General features: G+C 34.8%; 19 protein-coding genes and 1 tRNA gene. 3 read left to right on the plus strand and 17 right to left on the minus strand.

Annotated elements, in window-relative coordinates; all coding sequences use genetic code 11:
* Nucleotides 1-4: 4 nt before the first annotated feature.
* From ABWU64_RS05170 to secB, 6 genes are all read right to left on the minus strand, one after another.
* Nucleotides 5-217, minus strand: a complete 213-nt coding sequence (locus tag ABWU64_RS05170) for a hypothetical protein (RefSeq protein ID WP_015588209.1) — start codon at nucleotides 215-217, stop codon at nucleotides 5-7.
* A gap of 257 nt (nucleotides 218-474) precedes the next feature.
* On the minus strand, nucleotides 475-1,938 hold the full coding sequence (locus ABWU64_RS05175) for a leucyl aminopeptidase (protein ID WP_353279462.1): 1,464 nt from the start codon (nucleotides 1,936-1,938) through the stop codon (nucleotides 475-477).
* A gap of 135 nt (nucleotides 1,939-2,073) precedes the next feature.
* The gene (locus tag ABWU64_RS05180; RefSeq protein ID WP_341815720.1) at nucleotides 2,074-2,715 is read right to left on the minus strand and encodes a protocatechuate 3,4-dioxygenase; all 642 of its coding nucleotides are present in this window, start codon (nucleotides 2,713-2,715) and stop codon (nucleotides 2,074-2,076) included.
* 166 nt (nucleotides 2,716-2,881) lie between these two features.
* Nucleotides 2,882-6,022 (minus strand): bifunctional proline dehydrogenase/L-glutamate gamma-semialdehyde dehydrogenase PutA, encoded by a 3,141-nt coding sequence (gene putA, locus ABWU64_RS05185; protein WP_353279463.1) that lies wholly within the window; start codon nucleotides 6,020-6,022, stop codon nucleotides 2,882-2,884.
* A 126-nt stretch (nucleotides 6,023-6,148) separates the two neighbouring features.
* Nucleotides 6,149-8,752, minus strand: a complete 2,604-nt coding sequence (gene acnA, locus ABWU64_RS05190) for an aconitate hydratase AcnA (RefSeq protein ID WP_353279464.1) — start codon at nucleotides 8,750-8,752, stop codon at nucleotides 6,149-6,151.
* Between the two features lie 6 nt (nucleotides 8,753-8,758).
* Entirely contained in the window at nucleotides 8,759-9,262 is a 504-nt protein-coding gene (secB, locus tag ABWU64_RS05195) for a protein-export chaperone SecB (protein ID WP_007302467.1), read from the minus strand.
* A gap of 164 nt (nucleotides 9,263-9,426) precedes the next feature.
* Here secB and ABWU64_RS05200 point away from each other — a divergent pair, with 164 nt between their 5' ends.
* From ABWU64_RS05200 to ABWU64_RS05210, 3 genes are read left to right on the plus strand one after another with little or no spacing between them, the layout of a single operon-like run.
* On the plus strand, nucleotides 9,427-10,086 hold the full coding sequence (locus tag ABWU64_RS05200; RefSeq protein ID WP_341815717.1) for a Tim44/TimA family putative adaptor protein: 660 nt from the start codon (nucleotides 9,427-9,429) through the stop codon (nucleotides 10,084-10,086).
* Nucleotides 10,086-10,790 (plus strand): DNA polymerase III subunit epsilon, encoded by a 705-nt coding sequence (gene dnaQ, locus ABWU64_RS05205; RefSeq protein WP_015588202.1) that lies wholly within the window; start codon nucleotides 10,086-10,088, stop codon nucleotides 10,788-10,790. The genes ABWU64_RS05200 and dnaQ overlap by 1 nt, the downstream gene beginning before the upstream one ends.
* Nucleotides 10,791-10,825: 35 nt before the next feature.
* Nucleotides 10,826-11,425, plus strand: coding sequence for an SCO family protein (locus ABWU64_RS05210; protein WP_353279465.1), 600 nt, complete (start codon nucleotides 10,826-10,828; stop codon nucleotides 11,423-11,425).
* Nucleotides 11,426-11,477: 52 nt separating this feature from the next.
* Here the strand turns inward: ABWU64_RS05210 and rnc are convergent, their stop codons facing one another.
* The 11 genes from rnc to ABWU64_RS05265 all read right to left on the minus strand — a co-directional run bounded on the left by rnc (nucleotide 11,478) and on the right by ABWU64_RS05265 (nucleotide 20,495).
* The gene (gene rnc, locus ABWU64_RS05215) at nucleotides 11,478-12,170 is read right to left on the minus strand and encodes a ribonuclease III (protein ID WP_041581511.1); all 693 of its coding nucleotides are present in this window, start codon (nucleotides 12,168-12,170) and stop codon (nucleotides 11,478-11,480) included.
* A 100-nt stretch (nucleotides 12,171-12,270) separates the two neighbouring features.
* The gene (locus tag ABWU64_RS05220; RefSeq protein ID WP_015588199.1) at nucleotides 12,271-13,296 is read right to left on the minus strand and encodes a quinone-dependent dihydroorotate dehydrogenase; all 1,026 of its coding nucleotides are present in this window, start codon (nucleotides 13,294-13,296) and stop codon (nucleotides 12,271-12,273) included.
* A 121-nt stretch (nucleotides 13,297-13,417) separates the two neighbouring features.
* Complete coding sequence (locus ABWU64_RS05225; protein ID WP_353279466.1) at nucleotides 13,418-14,215, minus strand: hypothetical protein; 798 nt, start codon at nucleotides 14,213-14,215, stop codon at nucleotides 13,418-13,420.
* Nucleotides 14,216-14,322: 107 nt separating this feature from the next.
* Nucleotides 14,323-14,394 (minus strand) — tRNA-Cys (locus tag ABWU64_RS05230).
* Between the two features lie 6 nt (nucleotides 14,395-14,400).
* Nucleotides 14,401-15,291, minus strand: a complete 891-nt coding sequence (locus ABWU64_RS05235) for a class I fructose-bisphosphate aldolase (RefSeq protein WP_341815715.1) — start codon at nucleotides 15,289-15,291, stop codon at nucleotides 14,401-14,403.
* 58 nt (nucleotides 15,292-15,349) lie between these two features.
* Nucleotides 15,350-15,583 (minus strand): hypothetical protein, encoded by a 234-nt coding sequence (locus ABWU64_RS05240; protein ID WP_353279467.1) that lies wholly within the window; start codon nucleotides 15,581-15,583, stop codon nucleotides 15,350-15,352.
* On the minus strand, nucleotides 15,580-16,044 hold the full coding sequence (locus ABWU64_RS05245; RefSeq protein WP_353279468.1) for a hypothetical protein: 465 nt from the start codon (nucleotides 16,042-16,044) through the stop codon (nucleotides 15,580-15,582). Before ABWU64_RS05245 ends, ABWU64_RS05240 begins: the two co-directional genes overlap by 4 nt.
* Before the next feature lie 65 nt (nucleotides 16,045-16,109).
* Nucleotides 16,110-16,349: a hypothetical protein gene (locus ABWU64_RS05250; protein ID WP_353279469.1), complete on the minus strand. Its 240-nt coding sequence runs from the start codon at nucleotides 16,347-16,349 to the stop codon at nucleotides 16,110-16,112.
* A gap of 56 nt (nucleotides 16,350-16,405) precedes the next feature.
* Nucleotides 16,406-18,685 (minus strand): AAA family ATPase, encoded by a 2,280-nt coding sequence (locus tag ABWU64_RS05255; protein WP_341815713.1) that lies wholly within the window; start codon nucleotides 18,683-18,685, stop codon nucleotides 16,406-16,408.
* 297 nt (nucleotides 18,686-18,982) lie between these two features.
* A complete protein-coding gene (locus tag ABWU64_RS05260) occupies nucleotides 18,983-20,209 on the minus strand; it encodes a DEAD/DEAH box helicase (protein WP_353279470.1) in 1,227 nt (408 codons plus the stop codon).
* Nucleotides 20,210-20,243: 34 nt separating this feature from the next.
* Nucleotides 20,244-20,495 carry a cold-shock protein gene (locus tag ABWU64_RS05265; RefSeq protein ID WP_015588193.1) on the minus strand — a complete coding sequence of 84 codons (252 nt, stop codon included), beginning with the start codon at nucleotides 20,493-20,495 and terminating at the stop codon, nucleotides 20,244-20,246.
* Nucleotides 20,496-20,537 lie beyond the last annotated feature (42 nt).

Consider the following 20,537-nt stretch of genomic DNA (forward strand, 5'->3'; position numbering starts at 1 on the left):
ATTACTATACAGCTTCCCACTTTATAGGATTGCCACTTACCTCATCTCCAACCAAATTGCCGTTATCGTATTGAGCTGACATATAGTTCATGCGTGAATCACGATCTATATACCTAACTGGTTTTACTGGCTTATCCTTATACATTTTTTGTTCAGCTTTCTTACGTTGAGTAGGGTTATTTTTACTAGCTGTTTTCGCTTTCCCGCCTGCTGCCATATAAACTCCTAAAAACTTCTTACTTTATTTTAACACTTAAGTACACACCGTCAATGCTAAATAGCTTTAAAGTTTTAATAGTACATAATTACAACCACCATTTGAACAAAATACTTTCTCTTGATGATGCTCAAGTACGTAACTTTAGAATTCCCAAAAAAGAAAATGTAAGTTACTTTGATGATATCATTTTCTACGTCTTATAAATAGACATTCATGTAGCCGTAAATTAAGCTATAAACTCAATACAAAGATCCTTAATTATTAATCTCATAGTATTTCTCAACCAACTTATTTAGCAACCTTACACCGAAACCTACTGCCCCTCTTGGAGAAATATCAGTGCCTTTTTCGCGCCAAGCAGTGCCTGCAATGTCTAAATGTGCCCAACAAGTGTCGTTTACAAAACGCTGTAGAAACTGTGCAGCCATTATACTATCTCCACCAGAACCTGCAGGAGCTATATTTTGCACATCAGCAATCGGCGAATCAATAATTTTGTTATAAGTTTCATTCATAGGAAAGCGCCATAATTTTTCATTTACTTCATTTCCTGAATCAATCAGATGATTTGCTAATTCATCGTTATTTGAAAAAAGACCAGCATATTCATTATTTCCCAGTGCAACCACTATAGCACCAGTTAAAGTTGCAAGATCAATCATAAACTTAGGTGAGAATCTATCCTGCGTATACCACAAAGCATCTGCAAGTATGAGCCTTCCTTCTGCATCGGTGTTTAATACTTCTATTGTTTGCCCAGACATTGAAGTTACTACATCACTTGGTCTTTGAGCATTACCGTCCACTGCATTTTCTGCAAGTGCAACTACGCCAATTGCATTTACTTTTGCTTTTCGTCCAGCTAAAGTACGCATCACTCCAACTACAGTGGCAGAGCCTGCCATGTCATACTTCATTGACTCCATACCACGTGAGGGTTTTAGTGACACTCCACCAGTATCAAACGTTATACCTTTACCCACAAAAGCTACAGGCTTTTGTTCCTTGGAAGCTCCATTCCATTTGATCACTACTAATTTTGGCTCTTTACTACTTCCTTGTGCTACCCCAAGCAATGCTCCCATTTTTTTCTCTTCCATCTGCTTCTTACCAAGCACTTCGATTTCAAGGCCAAGCTTGGTAAGCTCGGTTTTTATTTGATCAGCATAGGATTCTGGATATAAAACATTAGGTGGTTCAGTGGTAAGAGCACGTGCAAGAAATATGCCTTCACCTTCTTGTCTTAAACGCTCAAATGATTTTTCAGCACTACTTAATTGCTCATCTTTTGCTAGCACTGTAATCTCCTCTACTTCTGTAATTTTCTCGTCCTTTTTGGTTTTATACTTATCAAACTTAAAACTACGCAAAAATGCACCGTATGCAACATTTGCTGCATTGCCTTCGATTGAAATTGCCGCTTGCTTGATCTTTAATCTGCTTAGTTCGTAATATATTTTTCCGCCAATATTTAATTCTTTGTTTTCATCCCATTCATCTCTCTTGCCAAGCCCGGCAACTATAACATTCTTTCCCTCTGATGAAGTAATGGAGAAAAATTCACCAAAACCTCCATTGAAATCACTAAATCTTTTGATGCTCTCTATAATTTGCTTATCTTGTAAAACCTTAACGTTACTTATAAATTCATCATTTTCAAATAAACCCACTACTAGCGTTTCAAAATCAGGTAAAGCTTTAGAAATTGTTATCTTCATCGTTGACATCTCCGTTGCAAATAATTGTAAGCTGCACATAAAACATAGTAAAAACATTAGTAAGATGTTTTTCATATACATTTTAAGTACAACAGCGCTTAAGACTAATATGAACTCCCCTGATATGCAAGGGTTTTATCTTTTATCAGAAAATTTGTTATACCCACCCAAGGTGATATTAAACGTGTAGGTCTTAATGGCACGATCATTATAAGTAAATGGTGCTATCAGAAGGCTTGCAAGTCCACTCTCAATAAGATTACCAAGAAGAAGATCATCACAGTTATCGCAATTATGATCAGCAAAAAACATTTGTGTTGTGAATTCTGGAAAATCTGGATGTTGGACCAAAAAGTTGATGTGTGGAGCCCTATCACCAATTTTACCTGGTACTATTGTAATAAAATTATAATAGCCAAGGTTATTTACTACAAATCTTCCTGATTCAGCAAAATTTGGATCAAGCTCCACATTTTCATCATAATAGCTCATGCCAAGTGAGTCTGCGTGCCATATAGAAACCACAGCATTTTGTATCGATAAGCAATTTACATCAGTAACTCTACCCACTACATTTATTAATTCTCCTGCTGCATTATTTGGAGAGCCAGGTTTTCTTCTTAAATTATTTGAAGAGTTAAAGCTTTTTGGCCTTGTTTCAAGATCATAAATCCCTGGAGTTTCAATACAATTAAGCAAAATAGGATCAGCCGCAAATAATGATAAATCGAATATAAATTGTACTAAAAACGCTAATAAGATATTTTTTACATTCATTTTGTTTATAGTGCTTTTATCAAAATTATAGCAACCTTTTTCTTTTATTAAAGACAAGACTTTCTTTGAAGACTCCTTAGAATCATAACTATCCTTTCAGTATATGAGTTTTAGGTTTTAGTACTGCATACACAACTGCACGGACTTCCAATTTAGAAATTGCAAATCAATCCAAACACGCAAGTGTAATGTTACCGCCACATGCTGTAGTGTTGACACTTACAACCTTTTCTATAGAAAAACGTTGCAGATAATTAGGACCACCAGCTTTTGGTCCGGTACCTGACAGTCCTCTACCACCAAATGGTTGTATTCCAACTGCTGCACCTATTTGATTGCGATTGATGTATACATTTCCAACTGATATTTTCTTGCTTATTAAATCGATCTGACTTTGTACACGGCTTTGCAAAGAAAACGTAAGTCCATATCCTGTATTATTTATATCACTTATAACTTCATTTAACTGCGACTTATCAAAACGTATGATATGTAAAATAGGCCCAAACACTTCTTGCTTTAATTGCGAAATTTTTTGTATCTCATAAATGTACGGAGGAAAGAAATAACCATTATAAGAATTTGTATCCATGGGTACCTTGGACAAAAGGTTTGAATCTTCATCCCTTGATATTTTTTCCGTATGTTTAGTGAGCATATCAATAGATGCTTTGTCAATTATTGGACCAATATCTGTGCTCAGTTGTATTGGGTCACCTATCTTTAGTTCTTGAGCTGCATTGCATATCATTTTTATCTGTTTTTCTGCTATATCTTCTTGAATAAATAGCACTCTGAGAGCAGAACAACGTTGACCGCCACTGCGAAATGCAGAAATTAAAACATCCTTAGTTACCTGCTCTAAAAGAGCAGAACTATCAACAATCATAGCATTTAATCCACCAGTCTCAGCGATAAGTGGCACAATAGGACCATCTCTGCTAGCAAGCATTCGATTAATTGTTTGAGCAGTTTGCGTTGAACCAGTAAAAGCTACACCGGAAATTCTATTATCTGGTACTAACGTTTTACCTAAATACCAACCATCCCCTGGAACAAGGTGTAGCACATTTTTTGGTATTCCAGCTTCGTGTAGTATCTTAACGGCTTCATAAGCAATAATCGGCGTTTGCTCTGCCGGTTTTGCCAGCACTGCATTACCTGCTGCAAGTGCAGCTGAAACCTGTCCAATGAAGATAGCGAGTGGAAAATTCCACGGTGATATGCATAAGAAAACTCCTCTGCCTTCAAAAAAGATGAAGTTATCTTCACCTGTTGGACCTGGCAATTTTTTCCAGTCATTCAGTTCATTTTTTGCTATCATTGCATAATAGCGCAAAAAGTCGATTGCCTCTCTTACTTCTGCTATTGCATCGGATAAAATTTTTCCTGCTTCTACAATCAGAATATAAATTAACTCTTTCATCCTTTCCTCAAGCAAATCTGCAGCTTTTTCAAGGCATTTAGCGCGCTCTCCTGCTGAAACATTCTGCCACTTAGTAAAAGCACTATGTGCTATTTCAAGAGCATTTAAAGCCTGAGCACTTGTTGCACTTGACACTTCTCCAATTACATTTTCCAAATGTGCAGGATTCACTACTTCGGTAAATTCCGCACTGTCAAGAAATGACTCTCCATCAATTATTGGGCCAACTTGCCATTTCTTTTCACTAAATTCCCTTACATCATTTGCAAATTGTGAAACTACAATTGAATCGCTAATATCCATTCCCAAGGAGTTTTTTCTTTCCTCTCCAAAAATATCTCGTGGCAACGGAATGCTTGGATGAGGCTCATATTCTAAGCTTTTTACTTTTTCTAACGGATCTGAGACTAATTCTTCAATTTTAACGTCAGAATCATTTACTTGATTGACAAACGAACTATTAGCTCCATTTTCAAGAAGGCGCCTAATAAGGTATGGCAATAAATCACTATGTTTACCAACTGGTGCATATATACGACAATTGATGCTTGTTGCAAGTTCTGAAATTGCATAATCATACAAACTTTTACCCATTCCATGTAAGCACTGAAACTCAAATCCAGGATGATTTTTATCGGCAAGCTCTATTATAGTAGCAAAAGTATAAGCATTATGAGTTCCAAAACATGGATAAAAGTGATTCTCTTTGCTTAAAAGTTTCTGTGCACAGGCAAGGTAGCATACATCTGTGTGGCTTTTTCTAGTAAACACCGGATAATCAATTAACCCTAATTCTTGTGTGCGCTTGATTTCTGAGTCCCAATATGCTCCTTTCACAAGTCTCACCATAACCTTATGCTTTGATCGAATGGCAACATCTTCAACAAAATCAAGAACAGACAAAGCACGTTTTTGATACGCTTGCACAGCTAGACCAAGCCCTTCCCACTCAGAAAGTGACTCATCAAGACGCAACTGTTCAAATAACATGAGCGACATCTCAAGCCTTTCTGATTCTTCTGCATCTATACACAATGAAATATTATACTTTTTTGCTTCATGACAAAGTTCCAGTACTTTAGTTCTCAGTTCTTCAGCCATATTATCAAATTGGCTAAATTCATAACGTGAGTGCAGCGAAGACAATTTGATTGAAACCCCCTGAGATTTAAAGCAATCATTTATGTCAGCAGATTCACCTATGGCTTTTATTGCATGCATGTATAAATTAAAATACTCTTCCGCATCCTCAACTGTGCAAGCAGATTCACCAAGCATATCAAAAGAGCATAAATACTTACTGTAGTCATCTGATTTCACACTTTCCAATGCTTTTTCTATAGTTCCTCCAACAATAAAATGCTTGCCAAGAATGGATATTGCTTGTTTCACCGCTTTGCGAATTATTGGCTCTCCTAAATTTTTCAATAACCTGGAAATTATGTGATAGAATTTTGAATCCTCTTCATTGTTTCTTAATATACTGCTTCCTATAATTAAACTCCATGTAGAAGCATTAACAAACAATGAAAAGGAACGCCCCAAGTGTTTATTCCATTCTTGGTTGGCAATTTTATCTTTGATCAACTCATCTATTGTGTAATCATCTGGTATTCTAAGTAATGATTCAGCAAGACACATTAGCGCTACTCCTTCATCATTAGAAAGTGAGTACTGTTGTATAAAAGAATCTATAATGCCTAATTTACTACCTCTAATCTTTTCGACAATTTGTTTTGCAATATTGTAAACTATGTTTTTTGAATCAGCCGAAAGTTCTGATTTTTCTACAAGATAACGTACGTGACTTTTTTCATCAGCACGATAAAATGCCTGCAATCGTTTTCGTAATGCGTTAGGTTCTTGTATAGAACTGATCATAATTATCTACAAAACACCCTTTACCATATGTAAGGTAAGATTATATCATAACTTTGCATCGAATAAATTATTATTTAAATAAAGAGCCAAAATCGATTCAAAAACCTAGTTAATGACTGTGATAGCTCAAAAGGACTGCGCAAGTATATAGCTCAACACTCCACCACTCATCAAGTACTTAACCTCAGTTGCAGTTTGTACACAGCACTTGAGTTGAATGGATTGCTCTGAATCATCCTTTCTTTTAATGATACATTCTAGATTTCCATTTGGTACTACTTCACCTTTTATGCTCACTATCTCACTACTATCAAATATCTTTCTCGTTACTCCATCCTGAAATGCAAGTGGAAGAACACCCATACCGACCAAATTGGACCTATGTATGCGTTCAAAACTTTCTGCAATCACAGCTTTAATTCCCAGTAATGCAGTACCCTTTGCTGCCCAATCCCTACTTGAACCTGTACCATATTCTTTTCCTGCAATGACAACTAATGGGACAGCTTCTCTTTTATATTGCATTGCTGCATCAAAAATTGACATAGTTTCTTGAGAAGGAATATGTTTTGTATAGCCACCCTCAGCGCTCACCATTTTATTTCTTATTCTGATATTAGCAAAGGTTCCACGCATCATTACGTTGTGGTTACCGCGGCGAGATCCATATGAATTGAAATCTTGCGGTTCAACTCCAAGACCTTTTAAATATATGCCTGCAGGACTATTTAAGGCAATATTTCCAGCAGGGGAAATGTGGTCGGTAGTAACGCTATCGCCAAACATCGCTAGTATTTGCGCATTCTTTATATCAACTATGTTGCTTTTATTGTTCTTAGTCGATAAATTATCAAAATAGGGAGGGTTTTGTATATAAGTGCTTTTCGCGTCCCAATCATAGATTTCACTTTTCTCACACTTTATCTTTTGCCAATGCTCATCACCAAAAAAAACATCCTTATACTTTTGTATGAACATTTCACGCGTCACAACACTTTTAACACAGCTCTCAACTTCATTATTTGTTGGCCATATATCTTTGAGATAAACATCACTTCCATTCTTATCTTTGCATATAGGATCTTTTGTCAGGTCAATTTGTACAGTACCTGCAAGTACATACACAACAACAAGTGGCGGAGATGCCAAGTAATTAGCTTTGACTAAAGGATGGATTCTTCCTTCAAAGTTACGATTACCGGATAAAACTGCTGCAACAGTCAAGTTTTTATCCTTAATATCACTTTCTATATCTTCATTAAGCGGACCGGAGTTTCCAATACAAGTTGTACAGCCATACCCAACCAAATTAAAACCCAAAGCATTTAGATCTTCCTGTAACCCTGATTTTTCTAAATATTCTGTTACAACTTGTGACCCTGGAGCAAGAGAAGTTTTAACCCAAGGCTTTGATTTTAATCCAAGGTTGACTGCATTACGCGCTACAAGTCCAGCAGCAATCATTACGCTTGGGTTTGAAGTATTAGTGCAGCTTGTTATTGCTGCAATAACTACACTTCCATCTTGGAGTTTATCGCCTTCCTCTGACTCATTAACTGAAAATGATTTAGAAAAAGATTCTGCCACTTGCGAAAGAAAAACCTTATCTTGCGGTCTTTTTGGACCGGCCATTACTGGCTCTACGCTCGATAAATCAAGCTTCAGTGTGTCAAAGAACGCCAATTCTTCATTACTACGCCACAGCCCTTGTTCTTTTGCATAGACTTCAACTAATTTAATCAACTCTTTTGGCCTTCCGGTTAAGTTTAAATAATCTAGTGTCTTCTGATCAATTGGAAAGAATCCACAAGTTGCACCATACTCTGGAGCCATATTAGCTATGGTTGCTCTATCTGCCAAAGATAAACGATCTAAGCCATCACCATAAAATTCCACAAATCTGCCAACAACGCCTTTTGTTCTCAGGATATTAGTAATCGTTAGCACTAGATCAGTTGCTGTTACTCCCTCTGAAAGTCTTCCTATTAATTTAAATCCTACTACTTCTGGAATTACCATACTAATTGGTTGACCAAGCATCACAGACTCAGCTTCTATTCCACCAACACCCCAACCAAGAACCGATAAACCATTTACCATAGTAGTGTGACTATCTGTACCGACTAAGGTATCTGGATATAGAACTCCGCTATCGTTACATACAACTTGCGCTAAATATTCAAGATTCACTTGGTGGCAAATTCCAGTACCTGGTGGCACTACTCTAAAATTTGTGAAGGATGACTCTCCCCATTTTAAGAATTGATACCTCTCCAAATTTCTTTTTACTTCCAGTGCAACGTTTTTACCAAATGCAGAAGTGCTTCCGTAACTATCTACTTGAACAGAGTGATCGATCACAAGATCAACAGGTACAGATGGATTTATTTTGCTGGAGTTACCTCCGTTTTTCTTCACATAATTACGCATTGAAGCTAAGTCAACGACAGCAGGAACTCCTGTGAAATCCTGCATCAAAACCCTTGCTGGCTTGTAGCTAATTTCGTGATTAATGTGTTTCTTGACGCAATTTGCTAATATCTTTATGTCATCTAATTTAACGCTTACTCCATCTTCGTTGCGCAATAAATTTTCAAGCAATACCTTGAGTGAACAAGGCAATTTGGTTAAATTTACTCCTAAGAATTTACCAGCGTTACTTAGATTAAAGTAGTTATATAACCTTCCATCAATATTTAAAGTCGTCTTTGCATTTAAAGAATTGTTCATCCTGTATTAGTTAAAATTGGAATTACTAGCGCTACTTTTTTGTTGTTGACTTTGCTGCTGATACATAGTTTCAAAATCTATAGGATCTAGCATAAGTGGAGGAAACCCACCACTACTTGTAGTTCTTGCAATTATTTCTCTTGCAAAAGGGAAAAGAAAAGTAGGTCCACCAATAAATAAAGCTTGTCTCACCTCTTCTTCACTTAGCTCTGTAAAGTTTTCTATTGAAAAAATACCGCAATACTTTACCTCGCAAATGAAAGCTATATCATCTTTTACATCTTCATCTTTTACCGTTGCTTTGGCTTCTATATGCAAAGTAATTTCATGAAAAGGCTTTTCTTCACTTATTCCTTTTTTATTTTCTGTTCCTTCTAATTTTGCTGAATTAATATTAACCATTACATTAATATCAGGAGCTTTACTAGAAGGAAGGAATGGCGAATTTGGATTCTCAAACGAAAAATCTTTGACATACTGACCATGAATTTTCATTTTGTGTTGTGACATTTCTTACGTCTCCTTTAATTAAGTTGAGATTTTTAATACTTTCTTATATAATATATTCATTTACAAATGAATAGTAAACCTAACTATAGGTTAATATGAAAAACATATTTTTATCAATAATTAATAATATTTAGATACTTTATATATCAAGGAGTTAAGTTACCATGATAGAGCTTGTAATATATGCTTTACTAGCGGCGTTTATTTTTTCACGCTTATATAATTCCTTAGGAAGATCAGCCAGTCTCAACCTAAAAAAGCTAACAGGTGTATTGGATGTAAGTCAAAGTAAAGAAGATGTGGTAGAAAATATCGAAGATTATATTTATAGCAACGACAAAAGTTCAATAGAAGCTACTTATGAACAAATATTACAAAAAAACAAAGAGTTTTCTATTTCCAATTTTATAGAAGGTTCAAGCATAGCTTTTGAATTAATAATAAAATATTTTAACCAAGGAAATTTACCTCAATTAAAATCCCTTCTGGACAAAGACTTATATAACAGTTTTGTGGATAAGATTAAACATCGTAAAGAGACACATGAGTCCATAATTGTTTCTATCGTTTCACAAAAGATCTTAGAAATAAAGTTAGTAAAAAACGTAATATTTATTGCAGTATATTTCCTTTCAGAGCAAATTAACTTCGTTAAGAATAATGAAGGAAACATCACATCAGGTAGCATGTCTACTATTAACAAAGTTGAAGATGTATGGCAATTCAAAAAAAATATTAATTCATCAGATCTAACTTGGTTACTTGTTTCTATTAACTATAAGAAGGCAAGTACTGATAAAAATTTAACAACAAATGACAACTGATGGAAAGTAGACTACGAGAAATAGTACTTGATACTGAAACTACAGGTCTTGATACTAAATCTGGCCATCGAATTATTGAGATAGGATGTGTAGAACTAATTAATCGTATTCCAACAGGTAAAACATTTCATCGATATCTCAATCCAGAAAGAGATATACCTTACCACTCATTTAAGATTCATGGTATTAGTGAGGAATTTTTGGAAGATAAACCACTATTCTCAGATGTTGCACTTGAATTTCTTGACTTCATATCCAATGACATTTTGGTGATTCATAATGCTGAATTCGATGTTAAGTTCCTTAATATGGAGTTAGGCAAGTTAAATGCTGGGTTAATTTCCTCAGATAGAGTGCTAGATACATTACCACTTGCAAGAAAAAAGTTTGTAGGATCACCTGCTTCTTTAAATGCATTATGTAAACGTTTTGATATATCGTTGGAAGGTAGAGAATTGCATGGAGCATTAGTTGATGCTCAATTGCTTGCAAAGGTCTATGTTGAGCTTACAGGAGGATTGCAAACCTTTTTATTTAATAATGAATGTGCTCAGGACAATAACTCTACGTTTATTCAACATAAAGTGCGTAATTTAGCTCGCAGAGAACATTCACCAAGTAGTAAAGAAATTGATGAGCATAAGAAATTGTTAGATAAAATTAACAACCCACTTTGGAAGGAATATATTGAATCAATCAACTAATCAATATATGATTTAACTTTATTGGAAACGCTTTAATGATAAAGTTTATAAGGTTATTGTCTAGTTTGCTAATAACAGTAGCAGCTATCTTCTTAGGTTATTGTTATTTTACTAAGCAAGGTATATTTATTTCACAAAATACAGAAATTAAGGTAGGTGGAGATTTTTCTTTGATCAATCAAGACGGACAAATAGTACGCAGTAGTGATTTTAAAAATAAGTATATGATGATTTTTTTCGGATTTTCCTCATGCAAAAGAATTTGCCCTATGAATCTCGGAATAATTTCAGAAACACTTGCAAAGTTAGATAAGAAAACTGACAATAAGCTACAAACATTTTTTATCACAGTTGATCCTGAGCGCGATAACACAGAAAGGCTTAAAGAATTTCATCAGCAATTTGACCATAGAATACAAATGCTAACTGGTGAAAGACAAAAAATAGATGAAGTAGTTACAAAGTATAAAGTATATGCAAGTAAAGTAGATGGAGAAGAGGAAATTAACCATTCTTCAATTATATACCTTATTAGCCCTGAAGGAAAATATGTCACACACTTTGTAGCTGATTTAAATTCAGATGAAAGTCAATCTGATAAGATTCTGGCTGAGATAAAAAAATATGTAAGCTAAACTAAAGAGCTTAGCTTACTTTAAATTTATGCTAACGGCTATTTTGATTAAACTAAGTCGTTTTTTTAATTTTTTCTAGCATCAACTCAGCAGCTTTTTGTTCAGCAATTTTCTTACTAGGAGCGCATGCAGAAACTTTGTCATAACTCTCTATGCAAACTGATATAGTAAATTCAGGATTGTGTGCTGGTCCAGTTTGTTTTACAAGCTCATACTTTGGTAAAGGTAATTTATTTCTCTGAGTCCATTCTTGCAGTGAAGTTTTAGGATCTTGAGGAGGATCGAGGATGTCCTTAGCTAGCTTTTCCCAATGTCGGATAATAAATTTCTCAACACTCTCAAGTCCACCGTCAATATAAATTGCACCTATTAGTGCTTCAAGCGAATTTTCTAAATTTTTTAAGTTACATTTTCCTCCGTTACAACGTTCACTATTATTCATGATAATAAAGTTACCTAACTCTATTTCTTTAGCAACATTAGCAATGGTACTGCCACAAACTAAATCCGTTTTTCTTTTTGCCAATGCTCCTTCTTTTTCTTCAGGAAACATTTTAAACAGCATAACAGATACAACCATATTCAAAACACTATCGCCCAAAAACTCTAGCCTTTCGTAGCTTACAACCTGGTCTTCGCTATTTCTCTTATTTACGCTTGGGTGGGTTAATGCCTCTTCTAATATTGCATAATCTGTAAATTTATAATTAATAACTTTAGATATTGTATCGCTCAAAATTCTCATACTAATCATTCAATAGAAAAACACTCTCTATCATACCTCTACACTAAAAAGTTAGCTCTATTTCACTAAGACAATATCCATAACTTCCAAAATGTACAGTCTAATGTATACAACCCACTGCTTCAGTAACATTACTAAATCCATCTCTTCTTACCAATTCCGCAAGTTCCAGGTTGATTTTGTTCACAACTTGATGCCCTTGGTATACAAGAGCAGTGTACAGTTGTACTAAAGAGGCTCCTGCCTTTATTTTTTCATATGCATCAACACCACTTGAAATTCCTCCGCATCCTATCAATAGAATTCTGCTTTTAGTAAGCTTATACATGTCACTCAATAACTCGGTTGAAAGTTGAAATAATGGCCTGCCGCTCAACCCACCACTCTCATTATAGTAAGAATCTCGACTTATCGTAGTGTTGCTCACTATTAAGCCGTCAATTTTATATTCTAGTACAAGCTCAGCGATATTTTCTTTTGTTTGCTGATCTATATCTGGAGAAATTTTTAATATTATCGGTATCGATTCAGAGCTATCAATTGATTTTTTGGTTAGAGTAATAGACTTCAACAACTTGGATAATTCTTGTTTGTTGTGTAAATCACGCAAGTTAGGTGTATTTGGGGATGAGATGTTCAGTACTATATAATTGCTCTTTCCATATACTATCTTTATTAAGTCAACATAATCGCTGATTTGGTCCTTTGATGTACTGTTTTTTCCTATATTGATGCCAAAAATGCAATTATCAAGCTTAGTTTCACTTATCTGCTTAAGAAAATAGTCCACCCCTTTATTATTGAATCCCAATCTATTAATTATTCCTTCATCTTTAATTAATCGAAAAATTCTCGGTTTTTTGTTTCCATATTGGGGATATTTAGTTACAGTACCAGCCTCAATAAATCCAAAACCAAATGAGAGCATGGGCTTTATAACTTCCGCATTTTTATCAAAACCTGCGGCAAGACCTACAGGACTCCTAATTTTATTACCAAAAAAGTTTGCATTTAAAGATTTCGGTAGTTCTATATGTTTCCTACAGGGCATCTTTTTTAACGCCGTTATTACCAAGTAGTGAGCAATTTCAGGCGGAAGTAAAAACAATAAATTACGTAATATCATTTGCAAAACACTTTGCTTATTTTTAGTTTATTTTTTACCATGCAACAAGAATAACGTAGAAAGCTGATTAAAGTGAAGTTTATCAAAATAGCAAGTATATAGTTTCTATAAGTAGTAAAAACTAATTTTTCTGAAGGTAAACTACAACTTGATCAGTATTTTTATCTAGTAATTCTAGGTAGCCAAATTTGTTAATTTGAGATTTTATTAGTATAGGAATCTTATTTCGATTTAAATAAAATCCCTGTTTTGATTGTTTTTTAATCCGCAACCTTATATCCCCATTCTCCCAAGCAAGCATCTTATTTATTCCAGATTTTTCCTTACAATCATCTTCATTTACAAATCCTAAATATTCATCTTCTGAAGAATATATTGCAATCTTGCACATTCTATACCCTACCCAATTCCCTAGATATGGATCAGTATCGTTTTCTTCGTAAAGCTCGAACTCTCCTTTGACATATTCCCATGGAGCTTTTGCATCACCTACCTTTTTTAGAAAGAGTACGTTCTGATCAAAGTTTACAATGGTCCTTGTATGAAATGTTGTTAAGCTTGTATCCCATAATAGTTGTTCTGTGATGCTAAAATGCTCTTTATCCTTTTGCATATTTTGAAATGATACAATTATCACATCTGCTCCAACTTCTCTTCCATAATTGATATATTGACTAGCACGCCTATGTTTAGCTGTGAATGATGACTTACCTATTAACAGAAAGTCATTAAATAACGCATTATATATAGTCTGTGCACTGTAAGCTGTACCGACGTAAACTGGCTGTTTATTGGATGAAGGGTACTTTTCTGGTGCAAGATGAGTATATGAGCTCTTTAATAAATAGTGAAAAGTGCAACTGGTAAGCAAGAAGGGCAAACCAATCAATAATAAAACTTTCATTAGTCTCTTTGGCATTTTACTGCTTATATTTTGAATATAGTATCTTATTTTTTTAAATATTTCATTAAAAGCCACACTTCTTGTTAAAATTTCAGAAGAAAAAACGATCTAATTGGAGTAAGAGGCCGGGACCGGAATTGAACCGGTATAAAAGGATTTGCAGTCCTCCGCATAAGCCATTCTGCCACCCAGCCATTTTTTTATGTGTAGATATTAATTATATCTTTTAGCATAGATAAAGCATCCTCTTTTTTTCTTTGGAAAGTGTTGCGCCCGATAATTGAACCATTACCACCACCTTGCTTAATTTCTTTTGCCTCATTGTATATATCATCCACTGACTTTGATTCACCACCAGAAAAAACCACTATTCTTTTTCCTGCAAAGCAAGACTTTTTAATATATTTAATTCTTTTGAATAATGATTCAATATTTTCTATTTTTTCTTTTTCCAAGTGGTTAGTTGGAAGTTTTACTTTTATTATGTTGGCACCAAGCAAAGCCGCTATATGCGCAGCATAAGCAATGACATCAACTGCTGTTTCACCTTCTTTTGAAATCCCTTCACCACGTGGATAAGACCATAGCACTACAGCAAGGCCACAAGATTTAGCCTCAGCTATAATTTTGCGAGCTTCTTCCATCATATCAAAACACTTAGCAGAACCAGGATATATAGTAAACCCAACAGCCACGCAGCCCAAACGTAGAGCATCTTTTACAGAGGAAGTTATTGCTTGATCTGAAGTTAAGCTTTTTGAGTGCAAAGAGTTAGCGCTATTAAGCTTCAAAATAAGTGGTAGCATTCCAGCATAAGTTGAAGCACCAGCTTCGATCATACCAAGCGGAGCAGCGTATGCACTTACTCCTGAATCAACTGCAAGCTGAAAATGATAATGTGGATCGTAAGCATCAGGGTTAACTTCAAAACTTTTTATTGGTCCGTGCTCAAATCCCTGATCTACAGGGAGAATTACTAACTTGCCAGTTCCACCAAGTTTCCCATGCATAAGAATGCGAGTAAGATTCGTTTTTACTCCAGGGTTTTCACTTTCGTAGTAACTTAGGATTTGTTTTACTTCTTCACTCATTAATATCTTCAAATTTACTCAAAGTGTAGCAAAAACTATAGTTGAAGCAAAGACCTTTTTATGCTCTTGTTCCTACGCCTATATTTAAAGGTGTAACTTTAGGATCAGTAGTATGCTGTTGTGGTTTTTCTTGAATCAAATCTTCAAAATACATTTTAACAATAGGAAGAACGAGCGGCATAAGTACTAATTTGTAATCATACCATGCAAATTTTTCCTTGTAGCTAAATTCTGCATCTTCTTCGTATAAACGCTGGATGCAGTGTTTACTATATAGTTCAGATGCTTTCACAAAAGTCCTAAGTAAAGCAATAAATCTAATACTAAATTAACCATCAGCATCGTTCCATATTGAGCAGGCCAGCCCTTTTGTGCAATTTCCGACACTAAACTGAACACAGCAAACGCTGCTGCAATACATATCACATAATTATCAGCAGCAATGAGTAGATTGTATCTCCGATTTAACCTATCCAGACCTTCTTCTTGTGAACCTCTTTGTTTACTTGCTGCATAAATAATACTACAAAAGGATATAATAAATAACCATGGCCAAATTCCTGTACTGAAAACATAAAATTTATAAGCAACACTCTGCACTTTGCCACTACTAGCAAGCTGTGATAAGCAATATTCGACCTTATGTGATGAATTAAGTACCACATTCGCTAATATAAAAAATAAAACTGCCCTATTTACAGCTTTCTCTCTACGCAATAGAATCTCATTGATTCTCCTTTGTTTTTCCCGCACTTCTTGCTGTAATGATATAGATATGCCAGGAGTTCTTCCTGCTTTTAAAGCATTAAGATATTGCTCTAGCTTATCTTTATCTGCACTAAGTTTTTTAAACTTTTCTTCAGCTGCTTTTTTTCTTTCTCTCCTATTACTTTATCAGGGTGACATTTTAATGAAGCTTTTCTAAAGCGCCGCTCAACTAACTTAAGTACATCATCAAACTCCTGGCTTATTACTTCTTCCGCTTCTATTCCCAGCCTTGAAAATAAATTCCGTAAATTTTGATTACTGTAATATTGATTTCTGGTTAAACTTGCCACTATAGCCTCATTAAAAGATAGTGACTATACTACAAATTTAATACTCAAGCAAGAATTTAAACTATATCAAAAGCAATTCCGTGTTTACCAACATAAATCCTTAATTTCTTTCCTTTAATTAATCGACGATTCAATATTTCTTCAGCTAAATGAACTTTTATCTCTTTTTCAATCAGCCTCTCTATTGGACGTGCTCCCATTTCTTTACTATAACCCGTTTGTGCAAGATAAGATTTTACTTCTTCTTCAACTGAGCAGCTTATGCCCTTTTGCATAAGTTGTTTTTTCAATTCCTGAATAAATTTATCCACAATGTGCAAAATGACATCCGTATTTAAGTCAGAAAAAGAAATAACTGCATCTAAGCGATTACGAAATTCAGGACTAAAAATCCGTTCCATTGCTTTTTCGCTGTCACTAGTATTAAAGTTTTTATATCCAAAGCCAACAGAATTCTTGCTACGTTCAAATGATCCTGCGTTGGTTGTCATAATTAAAATTGTATTAGAAAAATTAACTTTACGTCCGTAAGTGTCTGTAACACACCCATAATCCATGATTTGTAGTAATATATTATAAATATCACTATGAGCTTTCTCAATTTCATCAAGAAGTACTACGCTATATTGATTATTAGATACAGATTCTGTAAGCAATCCACCTTGGTCGTAACCCACATATCCAGGAGGGGAACCAATCATTCTAGATATTGTGTGAGGTTCCATATACTCAGACATATCAAACCGAATAAGGTTCATACCCATATTTTGTGCTAGTTGCTTCGCAAGCTCAGTCTTACCTACACCAGTTGGCCCTGCAAAAAGATACTTTGCCAAGGGTTTATTGTAACTTCTCAGACCAGATTTAGCAATTTTAATAGAATTAACGAGAAACTCTATCGCTTGCTCTTGACCAAAAATGGCCCTATTGAGATTTTCTTTCAAAGATTTTACTCTTTGCATATCATCAAACCCGCAAGGTACGTTTGTAATCCTAGCGATAGTACTCTTAATGTCTCTACTGTTTATAACTTTTCGCCTGTTTTTTTGTAACTTACAATATGCCCCCGCTTCATCTATAACATCAACTGCTTTATCAGGTAATATTCGACCAGTAATATACTTGTGTGAAAGTTCAGCTGCAGATTTAATGGCATGTTTCGTGTAATATACTCCATGATACCTTTCATAGTAATGCTTTATACCATCTAGTATCTTTACTGTATCATTAATAGAAGACTCTTTTACACTAATTTTTTGAAACCTCCTTGCTAATGCTTTATCCTTTTCAAAGCTATTGCTATATTCTCTATATGTAGTTGCACCTATACAACGCAATGCACCTCTTGCAAGTGCAGGTTTAAGCAGATTGCCAGCATCAAGAAAGCTGCCACTTGTTGAACCCGCTCCAATAATAGTGTGTATTTCATCAATGAAAAGAATAGCGCCAGGTTTTGCCTCAATTACTTTTATTATAGATTTTATTCTCTCTTCGAAGTCACCTCTATAGCGTGTTCCTGCAAGAAGTGATCCTAAATCCAAAGCATAAATTATGCTGGATCTCAGTGCACTCGGAACACTACCTTCAATAATTTTCAATACCAAGCCTTCAACTATTGTTGTTTTACCAACACCTGGTTCTCCGACATATAAAGGGTTATTTTTTCTGCGTCTTAGTAAGATTTCTATAGTGCGATTTAATTCATAATCACGACCAATGACATAATCTATTTTTTTGCTTCTTGCATAATCATTTAAATTTCTACAATAATTTTGTAGAACTTCTTCATCTTTTAATAATTCACCTTTATTTGCTACAGTAGAGATATCGTTATTCTTATCAAGTTTTATCTTGCGATTAGTTACATATTCTTCTATATCACCTGAATATTTTATATTGGATATGTTATAAATCAAATTAGAATCCTTTGCATTCTGTTTGCGTAATAGCTCTTCAATGTATAAATCTTGCTCAGACAGAATCTCTAATAGAATACTTGCTCCATTTATTTCTTTTCTTCCCAAACGATGAGCTCGTATCATGGCTTTATGTATTATGCGTTGAAATAGCACATCAGGCTCAACTTTATTGACAGTTAAGTCGGAGTTGTCTTGTAAAAAACTTTTTGTATTATTACCATGATCATTCCTTAATATAATATTATCTATATTTATGATTTCACCAGCTCTGATGTTACATCTTGATAAAACATAATTTACATCCACATCTTTGGTTAATGCTAGCAACAAATGTTCCACTTTTGCATATTTAAGCTTACAATCAGAAGCAATCTGTAACGCTCTATTTAAACTTGCCTCTAAATTTTTAGAAATCATCTATTCTCTTTAAAAGTGTAAATTTATATATAATTAGTAGCACACAATTATTAAAAAAACTGAAATCTAGCAGATCGTTGTAGCCAAATTGAATGAAGCTACAGATTATAGTCCACACAGCCTAACATTATACCGTTGTGATAATCTCAAAACGTTATAAGCAGCAGAATTAAGATTATCAAATTGTAGGTAAATCTAATTTGGGCTAGCTATATATTCTTTCTACCATCTTCCAATCACTTCGCTTTGCAGCAAGTTTACTGGAGCTTTTAAAGAATAGAAGAATAGTTAAGTACATTAATACGCTTTTTCTAGTACTCTGCTTTTCTTCTTAAATACATTGATCTTTTTTCTACCGTATTTAGCCTTTAACGTACTTGGCCTTTTAAAGATCTTTTTGCTGTTACATTTTTGAGATTGCATACTACAATCAAAATTTGGCTCTCCTTCTTTATCTGCTAGTGCAGGCAGTCTTCTCTTATCTTGAGGTGTAACAAAAGATAATGCAAATCCTTCAGCTCCCGCACGTGCAGTTCTACCTATACGATGAACATAATCAGCTTGCGATTGTGGTACATCATAATTGATAACATGTTGAATGTGCGGAATATCAAGGCCGCGAGAAGCAACATCTGTTGCAACCATGATTTGATTGCGGCCACGACGAAAAGAATTAATGACTCTTTCACGCTTGTGCTGCCTTAAATCACCATGAATTGCCAAAGCGCTATAGTCATCTTTGTGCAATTTGTCAGCTAGCTGATCCGCTCCTCGCTTTGTTTTGACAAAAATAATGATCGATCCTTTGCGCTGACATAATTGTGTAACAAGTTTTCCATATTTTTCTGATTCTGATGCATAAACAATTTCTTGCTTAATTTTTGCAGAAGTTGTAGCCTGACAATCAACAGAAACACGCTCTGGTTGATTAAGATATTTTTCAGTAAGTTTTACTATTTCTCCAGGAAGAGTTGCAGAAAACATAAGAGTTTGCCTTATTTTAGGCAAATGCTTCATAATTTCTTCAATCTGAATTCCAAAGCCCATATCAAACATACGATCCGTCTCATCAAGCACAAGAATACTAACATTCCGAGTAACTAAAGTTTTACGCTCAATATGGTCTATAATACGACCAGGAGTACCTATTATGATTTGTGGTTTTTTCTGAAGCTGATTTAGCTGCCTAAAAATAGGCTCACCTCCAATCAACAAAGCGACTCTTAGTACAGAATTTTGAGATAAGAGTTTTCTTATCTCATTTGTTACCTGATGAGCAAGCTCTCTGGTTGGCACGATGACTAAAGCTGAACCAATGCTTGGCTCATTCAGCAATTTAGCAACCAGTGGAATAGCAAATGCTAAGGTTTTTCCAGTTCCCGTTTGAGCAGACCCAAGAATATCTTTGCCCTGAAGAGCTAGAGGAATCGCTTGCACCTGAATCGGGGTTGGAACACAAAGATTATTTTTACTTAGAGCTTGCCTAAGCAAAGTTGGAAGCCCCATTTCATGAAAATTATTCACAATACATTACCCTATTAAAAAGCTTCACGATAGACTAATCTTCCAATCTTAAATTTATTGCAGACTTTTTATCTTCTCCGTTCCTACCACGCTCTTCTTTAAGCTCATAACTTACTCTTTCCCCTTTCATTCCTCTCTTTTTATCCTCTCCTCGAAGTGAATCAGGTCTTATTCCTGAACGTTCTAATGTACTAACATGTACAAAAACGTCCTCACCCTTACCTTCTGGCTTGATGAAACCATAGCCTTTTTCAACATTAAACCATTTTATATTACCAAATTCCATATGGATAACTCCTAAACTACTAACTAATATTATTAATGTGAT

The sequence above is a fragment of the Wolbachia endosymbiont (group B) of Xanthorhoe designata genome (genome assembly GCF_964028585.1).
Lineage (GTDB): Bacteria > Pseudomonadota > Alphaproteobacteria > Rickettsiales > Anaplasmataceae > Wolbachia.

Bases quoted from the DNA above. Each gene is read 5' to 3' on its own strand.
- ABWU64_RS05170 (WP_015588209.1), bottom strand. From the start codon at position 217: ATGGCAGCAGGCGGGAAAGCGAAAACAGCTAGTAAAAATAACCCTACT.
- ABWU64_RS05175 (WP_353279462.1), bottom strand. From the start codon at position 1,938: ATGAAGATAACAATTTCTAAAGCTTTACCTGATTTTGAAACGCTAGTA.
- ABWU64_RS05180 (WP_341815720.1), bottom strand. From the start codon at position 2,715: ATGAATGTAAAAAATATCTTATTAGCGTTTTTAGTACAATTTATATTC.
- putA (WP_353279463.1), bottom strand. From the start codon at position 6,022: ATGATCAGTTCTATACAAGAACCTAACGCATTACGAAAACGATTGCAG.
- acnA (WP_353279464.1), bottom strand. From the start codon at position 8,752: ATGAACAATTCTTTAAATGCAAAGACGACTTTAAATATTGATGGAAGG.
- secB (WP_007302467.1), bottom strand. From the start codon at position 9,262: ATGTCACAACACAAAATGAAAATTCATGGTCAGTATGTCAAAGATTTT.
- ABWU64_RS05200 (WP_341815717.1), top strand. From the start codon at position 9,427: ATGATAGAGCTTGTAATATATGCTTTACTAGCGGCGTTTATTTTTTCA.
- dnaQ (WP_015588202.1), top strand. From the start codon at position 10,086: ATGGAAAGTAGACTACGAGAAATAGTACTTGATACTGAAACTACAGGT.
- ABWU64_RS05210 (WP_353279465.1), top strand. From the start codon at position 10,826: ATGATAAAGTTTATAAGGTTATTGTCTAGTTTGCTAATAACAGTAGCA.
- rnc (WP_041581511.1), bottom strand. From the start codon at position 12,170: ATGAGAATTTTGAGCGATACAATATCTAAAGTTATTAATTATAAATTT.
- ABWU64_RS05220 (WP_015588199.1), bottom strand. From the start codon at position 13,296: ATGATATTACGTAATTTATTGTTTTTACTTCCGCCTGAAATTGCTCAC.
- ABWU64_RS05225 (WP_353279466.1), bottom strand. From the start codon at position 14,215: ATGCCAAAGAGACTAATGAAAGTTTTATTATTGATTGGTTTGCCCTTC.
- ABWU64_RS05235 (WP_341815715.1), bottom strand. From the start codon at position 15,291: ATGAGTGAAGAAGTAAAACAAATCCTAAGTTACTACGAAAGTGAAAAC.
- ABWU64_RS05255 (WP_341815713.1), bottom strand. From the start codon at position 18,685: ATGATTTCTAAAAATTTAGAGGCAAGTTTAAATAGAGCGTTACAGATT.
- ABWU64_RS05265 (WP_015588193.1), bottom strand. From the start codon at position 20,495: ATGGAATTTGGTAATATAAAATGGTTTAATGTTGAAAAAGGCTATGGT.